This is a genomic window from Bradyrhizobium sp. I71 (assembly GCF_022354745.1).
Lineage (GTDB): Bacteria > Pseudomonadota > Alphaproteobacteria > Rhizobiales > Xanthobacteraceae > Bradyrhizobium > Bradyrhizobium liaoningense.
In genome coordinates this window covers 4,639,723-4,661,125 of the sequence record NZ_CP059398.1, presented here as the reverse complement: position 1 = coordinate 4,661,125, position 21,403 = coordinate 4,639,723, and the positions used below count along the sequence as shown (strand labels likewise).

Genomic DNA, 21,403 nt, shown 5'->3' with positions numbered 1-21,403 from the left:
TCTCCCTACGGGAGAGGTGAGCCAAGTCGCCTCTGCTCGATCAGCGTCCGCCAAGCGTCAAACCCTCGATGCGCACCGTCGGCGCATTGATGCCGTAGCGGAACTCGAGATTGTTCGCGGGCTGCATCGACTTGAAGATCTCGAACAGATGCCCGGCGATCGTCACTTCGCTGACGGGATAGGTGATTTCGCCGTTCTCGATCCAGAAACCGGAGGCGCCGCGGCTGTAATCGCCGGTGACGCCGTTGACGCCGGAGCCGATCAAATCGGTGACATAGAACCCTTGCTTGATATCGGAGATCAATTCGGCCGGCGTCGGCGTGCCGGCCTCGAGATGCAGATTGTACGGCCCGGGCGAGGGAGAGGAGGAAACGCCGCGATGGGCATGGCCGGTCGTGGTGAGGCCGAGTTCGCGCGCGGTGGCGCAATCGAGCAGCCAGGTCGTCAGCACGCCCTCGTCGACCAGCGCGATCCTCTTCGCCGCGACGCCTTCGGCATCGAAGGTCTGCGAGCGCAGGCCGCGCTTGCGCAAGGGATCGTCGATGATGCGGATGTTGTTCGCAAACAGCTGCTGGCCGAGCCTGTCCTTCAGGAAGCTGGTCTTGCGCGCGATCGAGGCGCCGTTGATGGCGCCGACGAGGTGGCCGACCAGGGAGCCGGCAACGCGCGGATCAAACACGACCGGCACCTTGCAGGTCTCGACCTTGCGCGGATTGTAGCGCGCCACGGTGCGCTCGCCGGCGGAACGGCCGACCGTCTCCGGCGACAACAGATCGGCGCCGTGCGGCGCCGTGGTGAAGTCGTAGTCGCGCTCCATGCCGGTGCCTTCGCCGGATATGGCGGTGGCGGAAATGCCCTGGCTGGAGCGCAGGTAAGAGCCGTGGAAGCCGGTCGAGGTCACGAGCACCATGCCGCCGATGCCGGCGGAAGCCGAGGCGCCGCCGGACTTGGTCACACCCTTCACGCCGAGCGCCGCAGCTTCGGCGGCGAGCGCGCGGCGCTCGAGCTCGGCGGTCGCCGGCACATCGGGATCGAGCAGGTCGAGATCGGGGAAATCGCGCGCGAGCAGCGCGGGATCGGCGAGGCCGACATATTTGTCGTCGGGCGCAACACGCGCCATCGCGACCGCACGCTCGGCGAGCTTGGTCACGGCATCGCCGCTGACGTCGTTGGTCGAGACCACTGCCTGGCGCTGGCCGACCAGCACGCGCAGGCCGACATCGTCGCCCTCGGACCGCTCGGACTCCTCGACACGGCCGTCGCGGACCTCGACGCCCTGCGAGACGCCGCGCACCGCGACCGCATCGGCCGCATCCGCGCCGGCACGCCTGGCCGCCTCGACCAGCCGCTGCGCGAGATCGGAGAGCGCGGACTGATCGAACAGGTCGCGATTGGCCTGCGACGATGTTTGGGTCGAAAGCGTCGAGCTTGGTGAAGAGTTCACGAACGAAATCCTGTTGGGGCGGGGTTCGGGGCCGGAACTCACAGATGTGCCCTGATAGCGCGGACTTCAAGCATTTTCAGCCCGCCAAAAGCTCAGATTCGCAACTTCGGCGCAACGTCTCGTCAATCATGCGCGCCAAGGTCTTGTCAATCATGAGTAGCGGTGACGGTGGGTTAACCAGGCTTTTTAAGCGGTTTCGGAAAGGCACGCGCTAAGGTCCTCGCATCGACCGGGAACATAATCCCGGCGGGGAGAACTAAAGCCGTGAGGCGTCAAACAGCAACATGCGGGATCGCTCCCGCCGGGTCGAGCCGCTCCTTGCGGCTCGACCCCCTTTCCCTTCCGGTCCGCTTCGATGCGCATGACCCGCGCGCCGACGGACATGTCAGGCAGATCGAGCTTCATCGCGAGCGTGTCGTGCTGCGCCGTGCCGTCCGCGGCATGCAGATGGCGATCAACGTGCGCGTTGCCGACTTCACCGGCGTCGCCTTGCGCGGCAATGACGAAGCGCAGACGCTCGTCCTCGTGCATCGCGATCCCTCGCTGTCCATTCCGCTGCTGGTCGGCGCCGATGCCGACGAGATCGCGCAAGCCTGGGCGATCTGGAGCGAGCTCTTCGCGCTGCCGCAGCTCGACGAAGGCGCCCGCAAGCCAGCGCCGCGCCGTCGCCGCGCCAACGCGATCCGCGCCCGCCGCCCGAAATTCCTGATGCGCCGGCGCACCGGCATGGCGCGCGAGCTCCCGGTTCATCGGGAAGAACGCGAGATCATCGCAAGGGATTGAGCGGCAATCACGGTGCCGCAGGGTGGGCAAAGCGAAGCGTGCCCACCTTTTTCATCAATCATTGAGAGATGGTGGGCACGGCGCAAGTGCGCCTTTGCCCACCGTACGACAGCTACGCTGCCCGCATCACCGCATCGACCAGCAATCCCGCAAACAGCAACAGCCCCGCATCCCTGTTCGACTTGAACAGGCGCAGGCACAGCGCACCGTCGTCGATCCGCAGGCGTGCGATCTGCCATGCGAGATGCGCGGCGAAGGCCACGAGCCCGAGCCAGGCCGGCCAGCGCACATCGGCGGAGGCCAGCGCGATGCCGATCAACATCACCGCGAGCCCGTAGAACAGGATCAGCGCCTGGTGCGTGTGCGCGCCGAACAGGCGCGCGGTCGACTTGATGCCGATCAGCGCGTCGTCCTCGGCGTCCTGATGCGCATAGATCGTGTCATAGCCGATCACCCAGGAGATCGCGCCGGCATAGAGCACGAGTGCGGTGACGTCGATGTGTCCGAACGTGACGGCAAATCCCATCAAGGCGCCCCATGAGAAGGCAAGCCCGAGCACGATCTGCGGCCACCAGGTGATGCGCTTCATGAAGGGATAGATCGCGACGATCAGCAGCGAGGCGATGCCGGTCGCAATCGCGAAGCGGTTGAACTGCAGCAGCACGAGGAGGCCGATCAGCGCCTGCGCGACCATGAAGGCCAGCGCCTGCTTCGTGGTCACCTGCCCTGACGGCAACGGCCGCGAGCGCGTGCGCTCGACCTTGTCGTCGAGATCGCGGTCGGTGATGTCATTCCACGTGCAGCCCGCCCCGCGCATCACGAAGGCGCCGATGAAGAACAGCACGATGGTAAGCGGCAGGCCGCGGACGTCATGCGCCATGCCGGCGGCGAGCGCCGCCGACCACCAGCATGGCATCAGGAGAAGCCAGGAGCCGATCGGACGGTCGAAGCGGGACAGGCGCAGGTAAGGCCGCGCCCAATGCGGCGCGAGCGTATCGACCCAGTTGCCGGTAGAATCGGCAACGCGGGCGGATGTCTCGCTCATCGGGTCAGGACGTTGCCGTTGAGCGTATCGAAGGTGCTGCCGCCCTTCTTGCCGGCGTTGACCTCGGGCGCCGAGCCCGAACCCAGCACCTCGCTCAGGGACGGGCCGGCCGGACGCGCCTGTTGCTGCTGCATCTGCAGCGCGACGTTGCAGACCTTCGCCGCCATCGCCTCTGTGTTCTTGTGACCGTCCTTCATCTGCGCGCCGACCTGCGGCGGGATTCCGCATTTGGCGGCGTGGGCCTCGATGTACTTGATCATCTTGGTCTCGGACTGGCTGAAATTGCGAATCAGCTTGCAGGCCTCGTCCGGCGGCGCGTGACGGTCGCTCGCCGCCTTGATCAGCTTGCCGCGCTTCTCGGCTTCTTCGCGCAGGGGCATGAACGCCTTCATGCAGTCCTCGCCGGGACCGGCTTGCGTCGGCGGAGCCGCGCTGAAGGCGCCGGCACCACCGACCGGGGCGGCGCCGTTCACCGGAAACGACGATTGCGGCGTCGTGCCGACCGAGGCGACGGGCGCCGCGCCGTTCACGGGCGGAAAGGGGGAGCTGGTGGCAGCCTGGCCGGGCAGCGGCGCCGGGAAGGCGCTTTGCGCATGAGCGCCCGCGGCACCCATGGCGACCATGGCGGCAGTGATCGGAACCATCAGACGACGGATCATGAAGGCAGTCTCTCCGGCAGGAGCTTACGGGGGCGGCGTCTTCCCAATTGAAGCGCGACCAGCATGTTCGCTTTTCTACGATTCCCGCCGGCCCTTAACAACCCGTGGAATAGGGCAAGAGCGCGGCGCTGGGACGCACCAATTCGGCGATATTTACCCCCAAAACTACTGGTTTCGGTTAAGAACGGCGGCAAATCGGACCTCTGACGATGCCCTCCCACGATTTTCGCGCTCCACGGCTGTTCGTCGATGCCGCCCTCGTCCAGGACGCCAGGGTGCCGCTCGACCGCGACCAGAGCAATTACCTCGGCAACGTGCTGCGCCTTGCCGCCGGGGCCGAAGTCCTGGCCTTCAACGGCCGCGACGGCGAATGGCAGGCGGCCATCGAAGGCCGCAAGCGGCCGGAGGGCCTCGTGATCCTCCAGCAGACCCGGCCCCAGGACCGGCTGCCCGACCTCACTTACGTCTTCGCGCCGCTCAAGCATGCCCGGCTGGATTACATGGTGCAGAAGGCGATCGAGATGGGCGCCGCCGCCCTGCAGCCGGTCCTGACACGGTTCACCCAGGCCTCCCGGGTCAATACCGAGCGGATGCGCGCCAATGTGGTCGAGGCGGCCGAGCAATGCGGCATCCTCAGCATCGCCGCCGTTGCCGAGCCGGTGCCGCTGGAGCGCTTCTTGAGCCAGCGCGCCGCGGGCCGGTTGCTGATCTTCTGCGATGAGGCGGCGGAGGTCCAGGACCCCGTTCAGAGCCTGCAAAACACCCGTGAGGCCGGCGGAGGTATTGACGTGCTGATCGGCCCCGAAGGCGGCTTCGCCGAGGAGGAACGGGCACTGCTGCTGCGGCAGCCCAAGATCCTGCGGCTGGCCCTCGGCCCGCGGATCATGCGAGCCGACACCGCCGCGGTGGCGGCCCTTGCGCTGGTGCAGGCGGTGCTGGGCGACTGGGGCGGTGGACGCGGTTAGATCGTTTCCCGCATCGCGCGGCGCAGGGTCTCGGACGGCAGCTCCCCGAAGGCCGCCCTGTAACTCGCCGCGAACTCGCTCAGATGCCAGAAGCCGTGCGCAATTGCGCAGGCCTTCACACTGCGCTGCCCGGGACCGATGCGCAGTTGCTTGCGCACCGACCAGAGCCGCAGGACCCGGCTGTAGCGATGCGGGCTCATGCCGCAAATGGCTTGCGTCGCGCTCTGGAGAGTTCGGACGGACACGCCCACCTGCGCGGCCAGTTCGGGCGTCCTGGGCCAGACCGTCAGGTCTTGTCGGATCAATCTTTCCATGTCCGCGACGATCCGCCGATAGCCATCCGTGGCGGACGACGCAGGTCCGCCGCTCGCGCTGGTGCGCAGCGCAGCGTCCATCGTGCTGAGCAGGGACTGCTCGACGGCGGTCAGCGACATCGGCTCGTTCAGGAAGTCCGGATCATGTGCCGCGATTTCCAGCGTGACGGAGATCAGGCGGCGCAGCGAGGCAAGAACGTCCGACGGCGGGTTCACCAGGCAATAGCCGTCACCCAGTTGCGCCCAGGGTTCGCGCTGCGGCGGACTGAGATACACGACAGCCATCAGCCGGCCCTCCGGCTCATAGACCAGGCAATCGGAGCTGCCCGTCAGAACGACGATGGAACGGCCCATTGATTGCCCGTTGATGCGGGCCGAGGTCACCTGATCCATCGGCACCACGACGGCGGCGGCATCCGTCAATTGATAGCCGCGAACGATCCTCGGGAAGGTCTTCACCAGAGAGAGGGTCAGGGTCGGCAGGCTGAGCCGAGCCCGCATGATTGCCGTCGCCCCGGCCGACAACGGCATGCTGGATGCGCCGGCATATCTCTCGGTCTCGCCGAAATGGTCGATGTCATATGCCCTGAGCTCGAGGGCCGACGATGGCTTGAGCTCCTGGAAGGACATCAAGCGGTCCGTCGCCAGCTCTCGCGCTCCGTCGCGTGCAGTATCGAGATGGCCTTGATCCATATCGTGTCGCTTACTTTGCCCTCTTTGCGGACGTCGCGCCCCTGGAGGCGCGCAGATCATCCGGCCCGCTGATGCCGGCACGCCTGAGATCGCGAAGCAGCTTCGTGAGCAACAGCATGTTCGTCTTCTGCAGTTCGTGGTTGTTTCCAAACCTGAATGCGTTCTGCTCGGTCACGATGAGTCCGGCCTTCGTCTCGGCGAGAATCTTCCGCCTCTTCAGTCCCGTCACGCGACGGCGAACCGTCTCCAGTGGCAGGCTGAGGAAGCGGGAGAGTGCGGCACGAGAGACTCCCTGCTTGATCACATCCGGCTCGACGGCATGAATGCTGGAGAATTTCTCGTCCAACGCCGGATCGTTCATCACGTGGATGACATTGGCGTTCAGGACCGCATGAATGATCAGAAGGTCCAGCGGATCGAATTCGTCGTAGTGCCGGAACAACTCGCTCATCGAGAACAGCATATAGGCTAGCGTGTGCCGCGAGACCGTCCGGATGATATCTGAAGCATTGCGCATGAATCGAAAACCAACATTCATCTTGTAAACGATGGTTACGGCGAACGGATCATCGGCCATACCCAAAATGAGTATGCGACGACTTGCCAGCCGTCCGTAGTTTCTCATTGTGACGCCGGCCTGCTGCTGCATCTGGACATCGTTGTCGACGAGACCTTCGACGTGCCTGCCGGACCCTGGCCGCCAGGACTTCATTGCGCGAGCGCGCATCCAACAGTTTCGACGATGCCGGCGCCGTCCAGGTGGCGATCGCGATGGAAGACATGGTGATGAATGACGACCTTGTGCCCGAGGCGGGACCATGCGAGGCGCTGCGAGTCATCAGGGCGTTTCTCCGCCTCACGGACCCCGGCAGAAGGGGAAGGGTCCTCGACCTGGCGGAGCAACTCGCGGAAGCAGCGGGATCCGCGACGCCAGGGGCGACCTTTGCCGTGACCGAGGCATCATTCGTGGAATCAGCCCCAGGCCCCGGCCCAACCGAATGAAGCCGAACGCGCTCGTCCGGCGCATCCCGCGACGAAACGTGATCCATCGGAATTCGGTATCAAATTACCTAATCGGTGCCACTTTCTACACCCGGCCGACGGGGCCGGCCGTCGCGCCAAACTCGTTAAGCGATTGATCCTTTGGAGGTCGAAACCGCTTTCCGGCCATGCTAAGGGCTGCGCCAACTCCCATTCCTTTCCAGCCCTGCCCGGTTCCACCGGGCCGATGGACCCTGAGATGACCGCGACTGCCACCTCAAATGCTGCCGGCTCCGCCTGGGCGGATACGCTGCTCTTGTCGTTCGCACAGGCCGGTTACATCAGGGCCGAGCCCGCCATCCTGCAACCGGCCGAGCCGTTCCTGGATCTCTCGGGCGAGGACATCCGCAAGAGCCTGTACCTCACCACGGACCTCTCCGGCGAGGAGCTCTGCCTGCGCCCGGACCTGACGATCCCCGTCGCGCGCGACTATCTCGCCTCGACCCGCGCCGGCCAGCCGGCCGGGTTCAGCTATCTCGGCCCGGTGTTTCGCTACCGTAGCGGCCAGGCCAGCGAATTCCTGCAAGCCGGCATCGAATCGTTCGGCCGCCAGGACCGCGCCGCGGCCGACGCCGAGATGTTGGCCCTGGCGCTGGAGGCGACCGCCGCCTTCGGCGTCCGCGATGTCGAGATCCGCACCGGCGACGTCGCGCTGTTCAATGCCCTGCTGGATGCACTCAACCTCTATCCGGTCTGGCGCCGCCGCCTGGTCAAGGATTTCAACCGCAAGATCAGCCTGGAGCAGGATCTGGAGCGGCTGGCAGCCGCCAGCACCGCGACGCGCAGCGAATACGAGGGCGTGCTGGCCGCCCTCGCCGGCTCCGATCGCAAGGCGGCACTCGCCTTCGTGACCGATCTGATGTCGATCGCCGGCACCACCAATGTCGGCGGGCGCACCACGGCCGAGATCGCCGATCGCTTCCTCGAGCAATCGACGCTGAAGGGCGGCGCGCTGCCGCGCGAGGCGATCGCCGTGCTCAAGCGCTTCCTGTCGATATCAGGCAATCCCGACGACGCCATCGCCGAGCTGCGCGCACTCACGACCGACGCGAAGCTCGATCTCGCCCCGGCGATCGATCAGTTCGAGAGCCGCGTCGGCTTCATGGCGGCGCGCGGCATCGAGGTGAAGCAGACGCGCTTTTCGACCGCGTTCGGACGCGGCCTCGACTATTACACCGGCTTCGAATTCGAGCTGCATCACCGGGGCAACGGCGCCGAGCCGCTGGTCGCCGGCGGCCGCTATGATGGACTGATGACCCAGCTGGGCTCGGCTGAACCTATTCCCGCGGTCGGCTTCTCGGTCTGGGTGGATGCGCTGACGAAGATCGGCCGCAAGGTGGGAGCTTAGGTCATGAGCGCGCCATTCGTTCTGGCCGTTCCCTCCAAGGGCCGCCTTCAGGAGAATACCGAGGCCTTCTTCGCCCGCGCCGGACTCAAGCTGTCGAAGGCCGGCGGTGCCCGCGACTACCGCGGCACGATCGCAGGTCTCGACAATGTCGAGGTCGCCTATCTCTCGGCGAGCGAGATCGCCTCGCAACTCGCCCGCGGCTTTGCGCATCTCGGCGTCACCGGCGAGGACCTGGTGCGCGAGAACATCGCCGATGCCGACAAGCGCGTGTCGCTGATCGAAGGGCTCGGCTTCGGCTATGCCGACGTCGTCGTCGCGGTGCCGCAGGCCTGGATCGACGTCCGCACCATGGCGGACCTCGACGATGTCACCACCGGCTTCCGCGAGCAGCATCACATGCGGATGCGGGTCGCGACCAAGTTCGTCAACCTCACCCGCGGCTTCTTCCAGGCCCACGGCATCACCGATTACCGCATCGTCGAAAGCGCAGGCGCGACCGAAGGCGCGCCGGCGGCCGGCAGCGCCGAGCTGATCGTCGACATCACCACCACGGGCGCAACGCTCGCCGCCAACGGCTTGCGGGTGCTCGACGACGGTACAATCCTGCGCAGCCAGGCCAATCTGGTGGCATCCAAAGGGGCCGACTGGTCGCCGCAGGCGCGAGAGACGGCGCGTGTCATCCTCGATCACATCGCAGCGCGGGCGCGGGCCAACAAGTACCGCGAAGTCCGCACCCGCTTCCGGCAATGCGACGCTGCCCTGCTCGGCGAGGCCCATAGCCGGTACGGAGTCGAGGCGCCGTTCGGCGGTCCGACTTCGTCAGGCATGCTGACGCTGCACTGCCCGCCGGGTCAGCTCTATGCACTGGCGAGCTTCCTGCGCGAGCATGGCGCCGAGACCGTCTCGGTGGTCTCGCTGGACTACGTGTTCGATCGAGAGAACCCGCTGTTCGCCAAGCTCGAGGCGTTCCTCGGGCAGTGAGCCTCGGGTTCGTTCAGCATAGCGACAGCAAGCGGCAGCTACCATATGCTGTTGAGAACATCTAAACGCCTCTGGAACCTTGATCGATGACGCTGGGCTCTGACGTATCAGGCATGACGACCACCGCAGCGAGCGCCGCCGCGAAGGGGCTGTCGATAGTCGTCCCCGTCTACAACGAGGCGGCGGGGCTCGCTGCCCTGCATCAGCGCATCTGCGATCTCGCAAAGACGCTGCGGCAGCGCTATCGGCTGACTTGCGAGGTGGTCTACGTCGACGACGGCAGCAAGGACGCGACGCTGTCGATCGCGCGGTCGCTGCCGGCCGACGCGATCGACGTCCAGGTGGTGTCGCTGTCGCGCAATTTCGGCAAGGAGGCCGCGCTGATGGCGGGCCTCGACCATGCCCGGCTCGGCGCCGTCCTGTTCATGGACGGGGACGGCCAGCATCCGCCGGCGCTGATCGAACAGCTGGTGCGGCACTGGATCGATGACGGCTATGACGTCGTCTACACCGCCAAGGCGCATCGCGACAACGAGCCCTTCTTGCGCCGGGTCGCGGTGCACGGCTTCTACGCGCTGATCAATTGGGGCGCACGCCAGAAGATTCCCGAGGACGCCGGCGACTTCCGCCTGCTCTCGCCGCGCGCGGTCACCGCGCTCAGGCAGTTGCCGGAACGCAACCGTTTCTTCAAAGGCCTCGCCAGCTGGATCGGCTTTCGCCAGATCCGCGTCGACTACGAGCCTGCGGCGCGCGCCCATGGCGTCACCACCTTCAACGCCGCAAGCCTGCTCGGCCTCTCGATCGAGGGCCTGACCTCGTTCTCGGTGGCACCGCTGCGCTTCGCCAGCCTGCTCGGCGTCATCCTCGCCGGAGGTGCCTTCCTGTTCGGGCTGTCGATCCTCTGGGAGGTGTTCACGACCGGCAAGCAGGTGCCCGGCTATCCCTCGCTCGTGATCGGCCTGATGACGATCGGCGGCGTGCAGCTCATCATGATCGGCATCGTCGGCGAATATATCGGCAAGATCCTGTCCGAGCTGAAGGCGCGCCCGATCTACTTCGTCGCCGAGCACAGCGAGAAGCACTTCGAGGCCGGCAAGGCCGAGGACCCTTCAAGCCAGGACGCCCCGAACAGGACGGCGGCCGAATGAGCGCGGCCGCGAGCCCGCGGCGAATCTGGCTCTGCGCCGACGATTACGGCATCAGCCCGGCCGTCAACCGGGCCATCCGCGACCTGATCGAACGCGGCCGCCTCAACGCCACCTCGGTGATGATGGTGGGTCCGGCGATCGCGCGCAGCGAGATCGAGGCGCTTCAGTCCGCCGCAAAGACGAACCCGCGCTGCACGATCGGATTGCACGTGACGCTGTCGGCGCCGTTCCGGCCGCTCACCATGCATTTCCGACCGCTCGACGGCGACATGTTCATGCCGTTTCCCAAGCTGCTGCGTGCGGGCGTTCTGCGGCGGCTCGACCGGGAATTCTTCCGCAACGAAGTCAAGGCACAGCTGGCAGCGTTCATGGAAGCGTTCGGGCGCGCCCCCGACTTCGTCGACGGCCACCAGCATGTGCAGCTCTACCCGCAGGTGCGCGACGGCTTCGTCGATGCGGTCGTTGAGACTGCGCCGGCCGCCTGGGTGCGTCAGGGCGGCCGCGATCTGCCGCTCAGGCAACGGCTGGCCTCACCAAAAGCCATGGTGCTCGACAGTCTCAGCGCGCAATTCCGCCGCCGCGCCGGCAGCGCCGGCCTCAGCTTCAACCCCGGCTTCGCCGGCGCCTATGATTTTACGCGCGACGCCGATTTCGGCGCGCTGATGCGGCAGTTCCTGGAAGGCCTTCCCGACGGCGGCCTCGTGATGTGCCATCCCGGCTTCGTCGATGACGTCCTCGCCGGCCTCGACCCGATGACCGATGTCCGCGAGCGCGAGCACGCTTATCTCGCCAGCGACGCCTTTGCGCGCCTGCTGACGGACAGCAACGTGACACTGGGATGACCCCGGCGAGACGTGGGCCAGGAGGCAGCTTGTCGCATACGGAAATTTAATCCGGCCGGCACTGTTGGGGCCACAATGGAACCCTACATCTCCTGCGCGCTTGATTTTGCGCAAAGGAGACAGATCATGACGCCGCAGGAACGCCAGCTCGTCGACGACCTTTTCGACCGGCTTTCAAAGCTGGAAAATGCACCGCGCGATCCCGATGCGACCGCCGCGATCTCCGACGGTCTGCGCAAGGCGCCCGGCGCCGTCTATGCGCTGGTGCAGACCACGCTGTTGCAGGACGAAGCACTGAAGCGCGCCCATCATCGCATCCAGGAGCTGGAGGCCGCCCAAGCGCCCGAACCCGCCCAGTCCGGCGGCTTCCTCGACACCATGCGCGACTCGCTGTTCGGCGGCAGCCCCTCGCGTGGCTCGGTTCCGAACGTGCCGCCGCGTGAGCAGCGACCGGTCTGGAACACCGGCCAAGCGACGCAGCAGACGCAGCCAGGCTACGGCCAGCCGCCTTATGGACAGGCTTACGGCCAAGGGCCAGTGCAAGGGCCGGGACAAGGTTATGGTGCCCCGCCCGTGGGCGGTGGTGGCGGCGGCTCCTTCCTCGGCACGGCGGCGGCGGCCGCGGCCGGCGTTGTCGGCGGCTCGCTGCTGCTCTCCAGCATCCGTGGCATGATGGGTGGCTCGCATCAGCAGGCTTTCGGCGATACCAATGCCGCGGGCGACCGCAGCCCCTGGGGCGGCGGCGACCAGTCGGGCGGATCGCTGTCGCGCGATGCCGGCCTCAACGACATCGGCTCGAACCAGGATTCCCGCCAGGGCTTCGTCGACCAGGCCTCGAACGATCGCGACAACAACGATCAGAACTACGACGACAATAGCGACGACAACATGGACATGGCCGACGACAGCGATTTCGGCGGCGACGACGGCGGCAGCGATTACGCGTAAGGCCGTCTGGTAGCCGCGCAAGCAAGGACGGCCGCCCAAGAGGCGGCCGTTTTCATTTTCCAACCCTTGCTCAGAACCTCTTCCTTCTCCCCTTGTGGGAGAAGGTGGCGCGAAGCGCCGGATGAGGGGTATCTCTCCAAATTGCAACGCTGTTCGTGCGGACAGAGACCCCTCACCCGGCTTCGCTTTCAGCGAAGCCACCCTCTCCCACAAGGGGAGAGGGTAAAGCGAGCATCACATCACTACGACCCTGGTGCCGACATTGACGCGGCCGTAGAGGTCGATGACATCCTCGTTGCGCATTCGGATGCAACCGGAGGAGACGTTGGTACCGATGGTCCAGGGCTCGTTGGAGCCGTGAATGCGGTAGAGCGTCGAGCCGAGATACATCGCGCGGGCACCAAGAGGATTTTCCGGACCGCCTTCCATGTGCCGGGGCAGATCGGGACGGCGCGCGAGCATTTCCGCCGGCGGCGTCCAGTCTGGCCATTCGCGCTTGGCGGTGATCGATTTCACGCCGGACCAGGTGAAGCCGGGCCGGCCGACGCCGATGCCGTAGCGCATCGCCCTGCCGTTGCCCTCGACGAGATAGAGGAACTTGTTCGGCGTATCGACAACGATCGTGCCGGGACTTTCCTTGCCGTTATAGTCAACGAGCTGTTTCTCGAATCTCGGATCGAACGGACGCTGCCGAGGATCGATCGCCTCCTGCTGGAAAGCTGCGCCTTGCATCTGCGGCTCGCCCATCGGCGGCAGACGGCGCTGATCGTAGTAGGCCGGCTGCTGCTGATACACCGGCTGCTGTGGCGCGTAAGCCGGACCGCGGCCGGGACCGTCGCCGAACAGGAACTCGATGAAGCCGCCCCCCAGGTTCGAATTGGAAGCGACGCGCACCGGCGCCGGAGGCACCTGCGGCGCGTAGAGCACTGCGGGCGGATCGTTCGGCACGCTGTTGTCGAAGGCGCCGGCGCCGCTGGTGCCGGCCATGAAGGTGCAAGCGCTGCCGAGCAGCGCGACAGACATTTTCTTGAACATCGACGTACTCTGTACTGTTTCGTCTAGATCACATGCGTCGCGGAAGCTGCCTGGCTGATCGGCGCCGCGACGTGGTCAATAGAGAGCAAAAGCCGTTTCGTTTGGTAAACGCATCGGCCGTTTGGATTCACCACGTCGCGAGTGGCGGCGCAATTCGGCGATCAGCGTTTATTTTCCATGAACGCCGCGCGTCCATGGTTAATCGCTTCTTCGCGCAGCGTCGCCCGCGGCCGACTGGCAGTTCCCGCTGTGAACTTCGTGTTAAATCGCTTGTGCCTACAAAGACGCGTGAATGAGGTGGGGGGAGTTTCCTGATGGCTGTTCACCGCAAACGTTTTCGTGTCGAGGATATCGTCGGTGGCGAGATGCCCATTCCAGATGTAGTTGAAGAGGCCCCCCCGATGCATAACGAGATCATGGCCGAGTTGCGCGCGATCCGCGCACAGATGGCGAAGGGCGCCGCCCCGCTGTCCGGCAGCGCAGCCATGGCGGCGATCGACGCCTCGACGGCCCACGAGCTGGCCGAAGCGCGCACCATGCTCGATACCTACCGGGCACAGATCGAGCAGTGCGAGAAGCTGAAGGTCGAGCTCGACCTCATCCACGATGCCATCGATCGCACCAAGCGCGAGATCGCGACGCTGCACGGCAAGAGCTTCGACGGCGGCGAGATGGCCAAGGTCAATGGCGAGCTCGGCGCGGTGGTCGGCGGCACCGAGCAGGCGACCCAGCAGATCCTCGAAGCCGCTGAATCGATCGACCAGGCCGCCAGCGCAATGTCCAAGGTGGACTCGGCCGATCAGCAGAAGCGGCTGGCCGACGACATCCAGGAACGCGTCATCTCGATCTTCGAAGCCTGCAACTTCCAGGACCTGACCGGCCAGCGCATCAGCAAGGTCATGACCACGATGAAGTTCATCGAGCAGCACATCAACGCGATGATGGACATCTGGGGCGGCGTCGACGCCATCAAGGCCCATGTGCCCGCGCATGTCGACAACCGCAGCGACGACGAGAAGCTCCTCAACGGCCCGAAGCTCGCCGGCGACGTCGGCCATGCCTCGCAGGACGACATCGACGCGCTGTTCGACTGAGCGGACAAGACCGACAGAAAATAAAACGCCGGCCCAGGGCCGGCGTTTTTTTGATTTCTATCGCCTAACAAGAGACTGCCCCTTCTCCCCTTGTGGGAGAAGGTGGCGCGAAGCGCCGGATGAGGGGTATCTCTCCGCGCATTCCAATGAGAGTTAGACGTGGGGAGAGAGACCCCTCACCCGTCTCGCCGCTACGCGGCGAGCCACCCTCTCCCACAGGGGGAGAGGGGAAGTCGCACGATCGCCTTTAAGCCCGCGGCGCGCAGCGGACGTAGACCATGTTGCCGTAGCGGGTGGCGGCGTCCTTGTCGATGAAGCGGGTGATCAGGACGCGGCCGTCGAAGGAGATGATCTCGCGATCCTGCTCCCCAGGGGTCGGCCCCGCCGGTCCGATGTAGTTCTTGCCGCTCGGCGAGCCCTTCAGGCGCAGCTCCTGCGGCGTCGCCTGGTCGGCCAGATGCATGATCACGCCGCCGGAGGAGCCCGCGGTGATCACGTAGGGGTTCTTGCACTGCGCCCGGGCGGCTGCCTCGGTGCGGGCGCGGTCGGCCGGGTTCTGGAACGAAGCGAGACCCCAGCGGCCGACGATCTCGTCCGCGCGGATGGTGGCGGGCATTTCCGGCGCTGTGCCGGGCTCGGCTTCGGGCGGCGGAGACGACGACGAGAAGGACGGCAGGCTCATGCCGCCGCCGCAGGCGCCCAGCAACAGCGCCAGACAAGAGGCTGCCGCCAGATTGGCAACCGTGCGCGCGTGAGCTGAACTGATCATGGCATTCCCCCGAACAAGACGACGGCCGCACCCCTCCCGCAGCCAAGCGTAAAACCGCTGCCGGAGCAATGACGTCCTTCTGTACGCCGGCGCTCCGAACGAGTTTCCAATGCCACCATCCTATATCCGCCTCAACAATCGCTTAACCACCTTTGCTTGACAGGATCGCGGCCAAGCCATATTTCCGGGCGCACTATTAGCACTCGGAAAGCCCGATTGCTAAGCGCGCCGTTCGGTCTCTCGGGGAGAGGGTGGACGGTCGCGCCGCCCCACCGACTTCCACTCCTTCCGAAGCGAGCCTCCAAAGGGAAACGTCATGGCTAAATCCAAATTTCGTCCGCTGCATGACCGTGTCGTGGTCAAACGTATCGACGCCGAGGAAAAGACCAAGGGCGGCATCATCATTCCCGACACCGCCAAGGAAAAGCCGTCGCAGGGCGAGGTCGTCGCCGTCGGGCCCGGCGGCCGCGATGAGACCGGCAAGCTGATCCCGATCGACCTCAAGGTCGGCGACCGCGTGCTGTTCGGCAAGTGGTCGGGCACCGAGGTCAAGATCGACAACGAAGAGCTCCTGATCATGAAGGAGTCGGACATCATGGGCGTGCTGGCCTAAGGCCATCTGCCTGAACGGCCGCTGAATGCTCCATCGACATGCCCGGGCTTGCCCCGCCGAAGCGGCTACGGCCGTGCAGGCCGGACAAGCCCGGTAGGACGGAGAGAGCGCGGCAGCAAACAGCGCGAACAAGACACATCACGAAACACGAGGGATTGCAGACATGGCTGCCAAAGACGTCAAGTTTTCCGGAGACGCGCGCGACCGCATGCTGCGCGGCGTCGACATTCTCGCCAACGCCGTCAAGGTGACGCTCGGCCCGAAGGGCCGCAACGTCGTCATCGAGAAGTCGTTCGGCGCGCCCCGCATCACCAAGGACGGCGTCACCGTCGCCAAGGAGATCGAGCTCGAGGACAAGTTCGAGAACATGGGCGCCCAGATGCTGCGCGAGGTCGCCTCGAAGACCAACGACACCGCCGGCGACGGCACCACCACCGCGACCGTGCTGGCCCAGGCCATCGTGCGCGAAGGCGCCAAGGCGGTTGCCGCCGGCATGAACCCGATGGACCTCAAGCGCGGCATCGACACCGCGGTTGCGGCCGTGGTCAAAGACATCGAGAAGCGCGCCAAGCCGGTCGCCGCCTCCTCCGAGGTCGCCCAGGTCGGCACCATCTCGGCCAACGGTGACGCCGCCATCGGCAAGATGATCGCCCAGGCGATGCAGAAGGTCGGCAACGAGGGCGTTATCACCGTCGAGGAGAACAAGTCGCTCGACACCGAGGTCGACATCGTCGAAGGCATGAAGTTCGACCGCGGCTATCTCAGCCCCTACTTCGTCACCAACGCCGAGAAGATGACCGCCGAGCTCGAGGATGCCTACATCCTCCTGCACGAGAAGAAGCTCTCGGGCCTGCAGGCCATGCTGCCGGTGCTGGAAGCCGTGGTGCAGTCGGGCAAGCCGCTCGTCATCATCGCCGAGGACGTCGAGGGCGAGGCGCTGGCGACCCTGGTCGTCAACCGCCTGCGTGGCGGCCTCAAGGTCGCGGCCGTCAAGGCGCCGGGCTTCGGTGACCGGCGCAAGGCCATGCTGGAGGACATCGCGATCCTCACCGGCGGCCAGCTCATCTCCGAGGAACTCGGCATCAAGCTCGAGAACGTCACGGTGAAGATGCTTGGACGCGCGGGCAAGGTGGTGATCGACAAGGAGAACACCACGATCGTCAAGGGCGCCGGCAAGAAACCCGACATCGAGGCGCGCGTCGGCCAGATCAAGGCCCAGATCGAGGAGACCACCTCGGACTACGACCGCGAGAAGCTCCAGGAGCGCCTCGCCAAGCTCGCCGGCGGCGTCGCGGTGATCCGCGTCGGCGGCGCCACCGAGATCGAGGTCAAGGAGAAGAAGGACCGCGTCGAGGATGCGCTCAATGCCACCCGCGCTGCGGTGCAGGAAGGCATCGTCCCCGGCGGCGGCGTCGCGCTGCTCCGCGCCAAGAAGGCGGTGGGCCGTCTCACCAACGCCAATGACGACGTCCAGGCCGGCATCAACATCGTGCTGAAGGCACTGGAAGCCCCGATCCGCCAGATCTCCGAGAACGCGGGCGTGGAAGGCTCGATCGTCGTCGGCAAGATCCTGGAGAACAAGTCCGAGACCTTCGGCTTCGACGCCCAGACCGAGGACTATGTCGACATGGTCGAGAAGGGCATCATCGATCCCGCCAAGGTGGTGCGCACCGCGCTCCAGGACGCCTCCTCCGTGGCGGGCCTGCTGGTGACCACCGAAGCCATGGTCGCCGAGCTGCCGAAGAAGGAAGCTGCGCCGGCCATGCCGGCCGGCGGCGGCATGGGCGGCTTCTAGGCTCCGTTCCATTGCAGTATTGCGAAGGCCGCCTCCGGGCGGCCTTCTTTTTTGCCGACCCTGCCTCTCCGCTTTCCAATTCAACCGGCAGCCAAAAACCACTACGGTGGCGCCGATTCTAACTGTTTGGGCATGATCCTCTCGGAAAACCGCTTCACACTTTTCCGGATCATGCCCGTTGCCCGAGGTCTTCGTCGATGCGCGCGCTTCCGGTTTGTTCGACTGCCCTTCTGGCGGCTCTGCTCGCCGTCTCGCCCGAGTTCGCCTCCGCCCAGATGAAGCTGTCGCCGAAGGCGACGGCGCCGGGCGGCATCGAGACGCGCTATTTCACCTCGATCGACGGGCTGATGGACGGCAATGCCGACGTGATCCTGAAGGAGACGCGCCAGGGCAAGACGGTCACCGCGGCGGTGCTCGACGTCTGCTACCCGATCGCGAAAAACTCCGACCGCAAGGACCGCTTCGTCGTCAATCTCCAGGTCGCCGGCCAGACGCTGACGGGAACGACGCAGAGCATCAGTGAGAAGTCGCCGGTCAGCGTCAAGCTGACGCGCAAACAGTCCGGCGACACGTTCGAGTTCCGCGGCCAGATCGCGGTCGGCCAGGCGGTGACCGAGGTCACCTCGCCCGACAATTCCGATCTCAGCGAAAGGGAATTTCTGGACAACCAGACCTCCGACGACGGCATCACGCCGCAGCCGAAGGATTTCACCGACGTCTCGCCGGAAGCGATCGCAGTCAAGGTCAAGCTCGACGCGGCGACCGACTTCCTGAAGAGCCTGAAGGGCCAGGAGGTCGAGGTGACGCTGGCCAGCCTCACCGTCGGCTGCGACGCACTGCGCGCAGGCGAGCAGACCATCAACATGTCGGTCGATCCCGAGCGCGCCGGCGCGCTGCTGTCGAAATTCAAGGCGATGCCCGGCGTCACGGCCGCAGGCTGGACCGCGGGCATGACCGAGATGGACCGCACCATCCGCTTCCCCGCCGCGGACTGGCGCGAGGGCGACAAGATCAACAAGGGCAAGCTCGCGACTGCGGTGGCGAGCGTGCTGAGCAGGACACTCGCGGCAAAGCCGGTCTCGCAGAACTTCAACCCCGCGACCGGCAAGCTCAAGCTGGTGTTCAAGCGGCCGAACCAGGATCTTCCGGCGCTCGATCTCACCGACACGATCGAGGTCGCAGGGCTCGTGTCGCCGGACAAGCCAGGCACCACCGACAAGCTCATGCTCTGGATCGGCAGCCCCGCGACCACGACCGCCGACGAGAGCAGCGGTGCCAAGCTCAATCTGTCCGACGACGCGAGCCTGGACGAAGAAGGCGATCTGCCTGACGACAACGGCTCGATCGAGGCGCTTGCCAAGGAGCTGAAGGGCCAGCGCTGGGACGCCGACAAATCGGAGTGGAAATAGCACGCCGAACGATCATGCCCCGGACGCCATAAGCGCGTTGACGCGCGTCTTCGACGCGCTATGGCGAAGCGCTGCGAGCCGGGGCCCAGAGGCCGCAAGCGGAATCGCGGAGAGACAACTGGGTCCCGGCTCTGCGTCGCATCGCTTAGGCGACGCGCCTTGTCCGGGACACGAGAGCGTGCCTCAGTTCCCGTTGACGCGAAAGTGCAGCGGCTTGGGGCCAATCAGCGTCAGCACGTCGCCCTGGCGCCTCCAGGTTTCGACGCTGCCGAGCGCGGCCACGAGTTCGTCGTCGGCCTGCGCCTTCGCCGGCGGACAGGAACGGTCCTGGATCTGGCCGGGAAGGAAGATCACGGTGTTGCCGGCAACCGAGAACTGGCCCTTGCCGCCCTTGCACCAGAGCTCCAGCACGACTTCGCCATGGTCGCCGATCTCGATGTTCGGAATCCGCTTCGAGCCTGCTTGCGGCAATGCTTCCAGCGTCATCTCGGTGCCGAACGGGAAACCGTCCTCGGCACGCGCGAGCGTGGACATCGCGAGCATTGCAACTGCCGCACACACCAATCGCTTGAGCGAAACCATGAGACCTCTCGACCGACCCGATTTGCGGCACCTTCTATAAGATGGCGATGCCAATGAGAAGGTTCGCCCGGATGCAAAAAATCCCCGCGGGGGCGAACCTCGCGGGGATTTGTCTCAAGCGAGGCGCAGGCGACTATTTCAGGACCATCGCCGTGAACGGCCAGACATAGGCCTGCAACGTCACGAGCACGCCGACGAGGCACGCCAGCACGATCGAGTGCCAGAATACGAAGCGCAGGATGGTGCCCTCATGCCCGTACCAGTTGGTCGCTGTGGAGGCGACCACGATCGACTGGGCGTCGATCATCTTGCCCATCACGCCGCCGGAGGAGTTCGCCGCGCTCATCAGGATCGGCGACAGGCCGAGTTGCTCGGAGGTGATCTTCTGGAGGTTGCCGAACAGGATATTGGACGACGTATCCGATCCCGTCAGCGCCACGCCGAGCCAGCCGAGCAGCGTGCCGAAGAAGGGATACAACACACCGGTCGCGGCAAAGGCGAGACCCAGCGTTGCGTCGACGCCGGACAGACGCGTCAAGGTGCCGATCGCGAGCATGGCCGAGATCGTGATCAGCGAGATCGCGCACAGACGTATGGTGCGGCCATACTCGGCCACGAGCCGGCCGGGACCGACGCCCATCAGGACACCGGAGATGATCGCCGCGATCAGCATGCCCGTGCCGGTGAACGACAGGTATGTGAAGCTGAACACCGCAGCCTCTTTCGTCGGCCCTGGCGCGACCGGCGGCATCTTGTTGATCATCTGGTGCAGCTCGGGCACGGGATAGTTCCAGACGAAGATCGAGTTTGCCCAGCCCTTGAAGGCGCCGTTGCCCCAGATCAGCATCACGATGCAGACGATGATCCAGGGAAGAAGCGCATTGAAGAGCTCGGTCTGCGTCAGCGGCGTCTTGTCGAGCGGCTTTGCTGCCGCCATCGTCGAGGCCGATTCATCGTGGCCCCGCAGCGCCGGCGAGAGCCAGAGCTGCTTCGGTTGCCAGACCTTGAGGAACAGGATCAGGGCACCCATCGAGATCAGTGAGGCGCCGATGTCGACGATCCAGGGATTGATGTAGTTCGAAATCACGAATTGCGGGACGGCAAACGATAAGCCGGTGACGAGGATCGCCGGCCAGACGTCCTTCATGCCTTTCCATCCGGCGAACGCCCACACCACCCAGAACGGCACGATCAACGAGAAGAACGGCAATTGCCGGCCGACCATCGCGCCCAGGATGTAGGGATCGAGCCCGGTGACGGAGGCGAGGCCCTGGATCGGCGTGCCCAGCGCGCCATAGGCGACCGGGGCGGTGTTGGCGATCAGCGACAGGCCGGAGGCTGCGAGCGGCGAGAAGCCGAGCCCGATCAGCACGGCGCCGGTGATCGCGACCGGCGTGCCGAAGCCGGAGGCGCCCTCGAAGAACGCGCCGAACGAGAACGCGATCAGCAGCAATTGCAACCGCCGGTCCTCGGTGACCCCGCCGATGGCGCGCTTGAGCAATTCGAAGCGGCCGGTGCTCACCGTCACCTGGTAGAGGAAGATGACGTTGAGGACGATCCAGCCGATGGGGAAGAACCCGGTGACGATGCCCAGCACCGAGGCGCGGATCGACATGTTCGCGGGCATGGTGAAGACGAAGATCGTGATCAGGTTGGTCACGATCACCGCGATAACGGCCGCGATATGCGCCTGGACGCGGCCGCTCGCGATCAGGACCAGCAGCGTGACGACGGGCACCGCCGCCGCGATGGTCGACAGCACCGGGCTGTTGAGCGGATCATAGATTTGATTCCACATGGACTTTCTCCCCACGCATGTTGCGACAGGCGGCCCGCGTGGAGAGCCGTCCTGCTTGACGCTGAAAGTGAAAACCCCGAGCTGGACGCCAATTCCT

The 21,403-nt window shown here is 65.4% G+C and carries 20 protein-coding genes; 11 read left to right on the top strand and 9 right to left on the bottom strand.

Annotation, left to right across the window (positions count from 1 at the left end; genetic code table 11):
- Positions 1-40: 40 nt before the first annotated feature.
- Positions 41-1,444 carry a TldD/PmbA family protein gene (locus FJV43_RS22460; protein ID WP_239621095.1) on the bottom strand — a complete coding sequence of 468 codons (1,404 nt, stop codon included), beginning with the start codon at positions 1,442-1,444 and terminating at the stop codon, positions 41-43.
- 264 nt (positions 1,445-1,708) lie between these two features.
- Between FJV43_RS22460 and FJV43_RS22455 the strand changes: the two genes are divergently transcribed.
- Entirely contained in the window at positions 1,709-2,227 is a 519-nt protein-coding gene (locus FJV43_RS22455; protein WP_239621093.1) for a DUF6101 family protein, read from the top strand.
- A 112-nt stretch (positions 2,228-2,339) separates the two neighbouring features.
- Here FJV43_RS22455 and ubiA read toward each other — a convergent pair whose 3' ends face one another.
- Together ubiA and FJV43_RS22445 are read right to left on the bottom strand one after the other, a co-directional pair.
- The gene (gene ubiA / locus FJV43_RS22450; RefSeq protein ID WP_239621091.1) at positions 2,340-3,272 is read right to left on the bottom strand and encodes a 4-hydroxybenzoate octaprenyltransferase; all 933 of its coding nucleotides are present in this window, start codon (positions 3,270-3,272) and stop codon (positions 2,340-2,342) included.
- The gene (locus FJV43_RS22445; RefSeq protein ID WP_239621090.1) at positions 3,269-3,931 is read right to left on the bottom strand and encodes a hypothetical protein; all 663 of its coding nucleotides are present in this window, start codon (positions 3,929-3,931) and stop codon (positions 3,269-3,271) included. The genes ubiA and FJV43_RS22445 overlap by 4 nt, the downstream gene beginning before the upstream one ends.
- A gap of 209 nt (positions 3,932-4,140) precedes the next feature.
- Between FJV43_RS22445 and FJV43_RS22440 the strand changes: the two genes are divergently transcribed.
- Positions 4,141-4,896 (top strand): 16S rRNA (uracil(1498)-N(3))-methyltransferase, encoded by a 756-nt coding sequence (locus tag FJV43_RS22440; RefSeq protein ID WP_239621088.1) that lies wholly within the window; start codon positions 4,141-4,143, stop codon positions 4,894-4,896.
- Here FJV43_RS22440 and FJV43_RS22435 read toward each other — a convergent pair.
- Together FJV43_RS22435 and FJV43_RS22430 are read right to left on the bottom strand one after the other, a co-directional pair.
- Positions 4,893-5,741, bottom strand: coding sequence for a helix-turn-helix domain-containing protein (locus tag FJV43_RS22435; RefSeq protein ID WP_239621086.1), 849 nt, complete (start codon positions 5,739-5,741; stop codon positions 4,893-4,895). The two genes, FJV43_RS22440 and FJV43_RS22435, sit on opposite strands and share 4 nt — an antisense overlap.
- Positions 5,742-5,913: 172 nt before the next feature.
- Complete coding sequence (locus tag FJV43_RS22430) at positions 5,914-6,552, bottom strand: hypothetical protein (protein ID WP_239621085.1); 639 nt, start codon at positions 6,550-6,552, stop codon at positions 5,914-5,916.
- A 591-nt stretch (positions 6,553-7,143) separates the two neighbouring features.
- On the opposite strand from FJV43_RS22430, the gene FJV43_RS22425 reads away from it, so the two are divergent.
- The 5 genes from FJV43_RS22425 (at position 7,144) to FJV43_RS22405 (ending at position 12,211) form a co-directional block, all read left to right on the top strand.
- Positions 7,144-8,292, top strand: coding sequence for an ATP phosphoribosyltransferase regulatory subunit (locus FJV43_RS22425; protein WP_239621077.1), 1,149 nt, complete (start codon positions 7,144-7,146; stop codon positions 8,290-8,292).
- A 3-nt stretch (positions 8,293-8,295) separates the two neighbouring features.
- Complete coding sequence (gene hisG / locus FJV43_RS22420; protein WP_028179564.1) at positions 8,296-9,273, top strand: ATP phosphoribosyltransferase; 978 nt, start codon at positions 8,296-8,298, stop codon at positions 9,271-9,273.
- Positions 9,274-9,359: 86 nt separating this feature from the next.
- Entirely contained in the window at positions 9,360-10,421 is a 1,062-nt protein-coding gene (locus FJV43_RS22415) for a glycosyltransferase family 2 protein (RefSeq protein ID WP_239621075.1), read from the top strand.
- The gene (locus FJV43_RS22410; RefSeq protein WP_239621073.1) at positions 10,418-11,263 is read left to right on the top strand and encodes a ChbG/HpnK family deacetylase; all 846 of its coding nucleotides are present in this window, start codon (positions 10,418-10,420) and stop codon (positions 11,261-11,263) included. The genes FJV43_RS22415 and FJV43_RS22410 overlap by 4 nt, the downstream gene beginning before the upstream one ends.
- 126 nt (positions 11,264-11,389) lie before the next feature.
- Positions 11,390-12,211 (top strand): DUF2076 domain-containing protein, encoded by an 822-nt coding sequence (locus tag FJV43_RS22405; protein ID WP_239621072.1) that lies wholly within the window; start codon positions 11,390-11,392, stop codon positions 12,209-12,211.
- A gap of 234 nt (positions 12,212-12,445) precedes the next feature.
- Here the strand turns inward: FJV43_RS22405 and FJV43_RS22400 are convergent, their stop codons facing one another.
- Positions 12,446-13,246: a L,D-transpeptidase gene (locus tag FJV43_RS22400; RefSeq protein ID WP_239621070.1), complete on the bottom strand. Its 801-nt coding sequence runs from the start codon at positions 13,244-13,246 to the stop codon at positions 12,446-12,448.
- Positions 13,247-13,560: 314 nt separating this feature from the next.
- On the opposite strand from FJV43_RS22400, the gene FJV43_RS22395 reads away from it, so the two are divergent.
- Positions 13,561-14,340 (top strand): protein phosphatase CheZ, encoded by a 780-nt coding sequence (locus FJV43_RS22395; RefSeq protein ID WP_239621068.1) that lies wholly within the window; start codon positions 13,561-13,563, stop codon positions 14,338-14,340.
- A gap of 247 nt (positions 14,341-14,587) precedes the next feature.
- Here FJV43_RS22395 and FJV43_RS22390 read toward each other — a convergent pair whose 3' ends face one another.
- Entirely contained in the window at positions 14,588-15,109 is a 522-nt protein-coding gene (locus FJV43_RS22390) for a hypothetical protein (RefSeq protein WP_061879002.1), read from the bottom strand.
- 316 nt (positions 15,110-15,425) lie between these two features.
- Between FJV43_RS22390 and FJV43_RS22385 the strand changes: the two genes are divergently transcribed.
- The 3 genes from FJV43_RS22385 to FJV43_RS22375 all read left to right on the top strand — a co-directional run bounded on the left by FJV43_RS22385 (position 15,426) and on the right by FJV43_RS22375 (position 18,926).
- Positions 15,426-15,722: a co-chaperone GroES gene (locus tag FJV43_RS22385; protein WP_025033779.1), complete on the top strand. Its 297-nt coding sequence runs from the start codon at positions 15,426-15,428 to the stop codon at positions 15,720-15,722.
- 163 nt (positions 15,723-15,885) lie between these two features.
- On the top strand, positions 15,886-17,517 hold the full coding sequence (gene groL, locus FJV43_RS22380) for a chaperonin GroEL (protein WP_028179556.1): 1,632 nt from the start codon (positions 15,886-15,888) through the stop codon (positions 17,515-17,517).
- A gap of 197 nt (positions 17,518-17,714) precedes the next feature.
- On the top strand, positions 17,715-18,926 hold the full coding sequence (locus FJV43_RS22375) for a hypothetical protein (RefSeq protein WP_239621061.1): 1,212 nt from the start codon (positions 17,715-17,717) through the stop codon (positions 18,924-18,926).
- A gap of 183 nt (positions 18,927-19,109) precedes the next feature.
- On the opposite strand, the gene FJV43_RS22370 is transcribed toward FJV43_RS22375, so the two are convergent.
- On the bottom strand, positions 19,110-19,508 hold the full coding sequence (locus tag FJV43_RS22370; RefSeq protein WP_239621059.1) for an META domain-containing protein: 399 nt from the start codon (positions 19,506-19,508) through the stop codon (positions 19,110-19,112).
- A gap of 133 nt (positions 19,509-19,641) precedes the next feature.
- Positions 19,642-21,306 carry an L-lactate permease gene (locus tag FJV43_RS22365; protein ID WP_239621057.1) on the bottom strand — a complete coding sequence of 555 codons (1,665 nt, stop codon included), beginning with the start codon at positions 21,304-21,306 and terminating at the stop codon, positions 19,642-19,644.
- Positions 21,307-21,403: the final 97 nt, after the last annotated feature.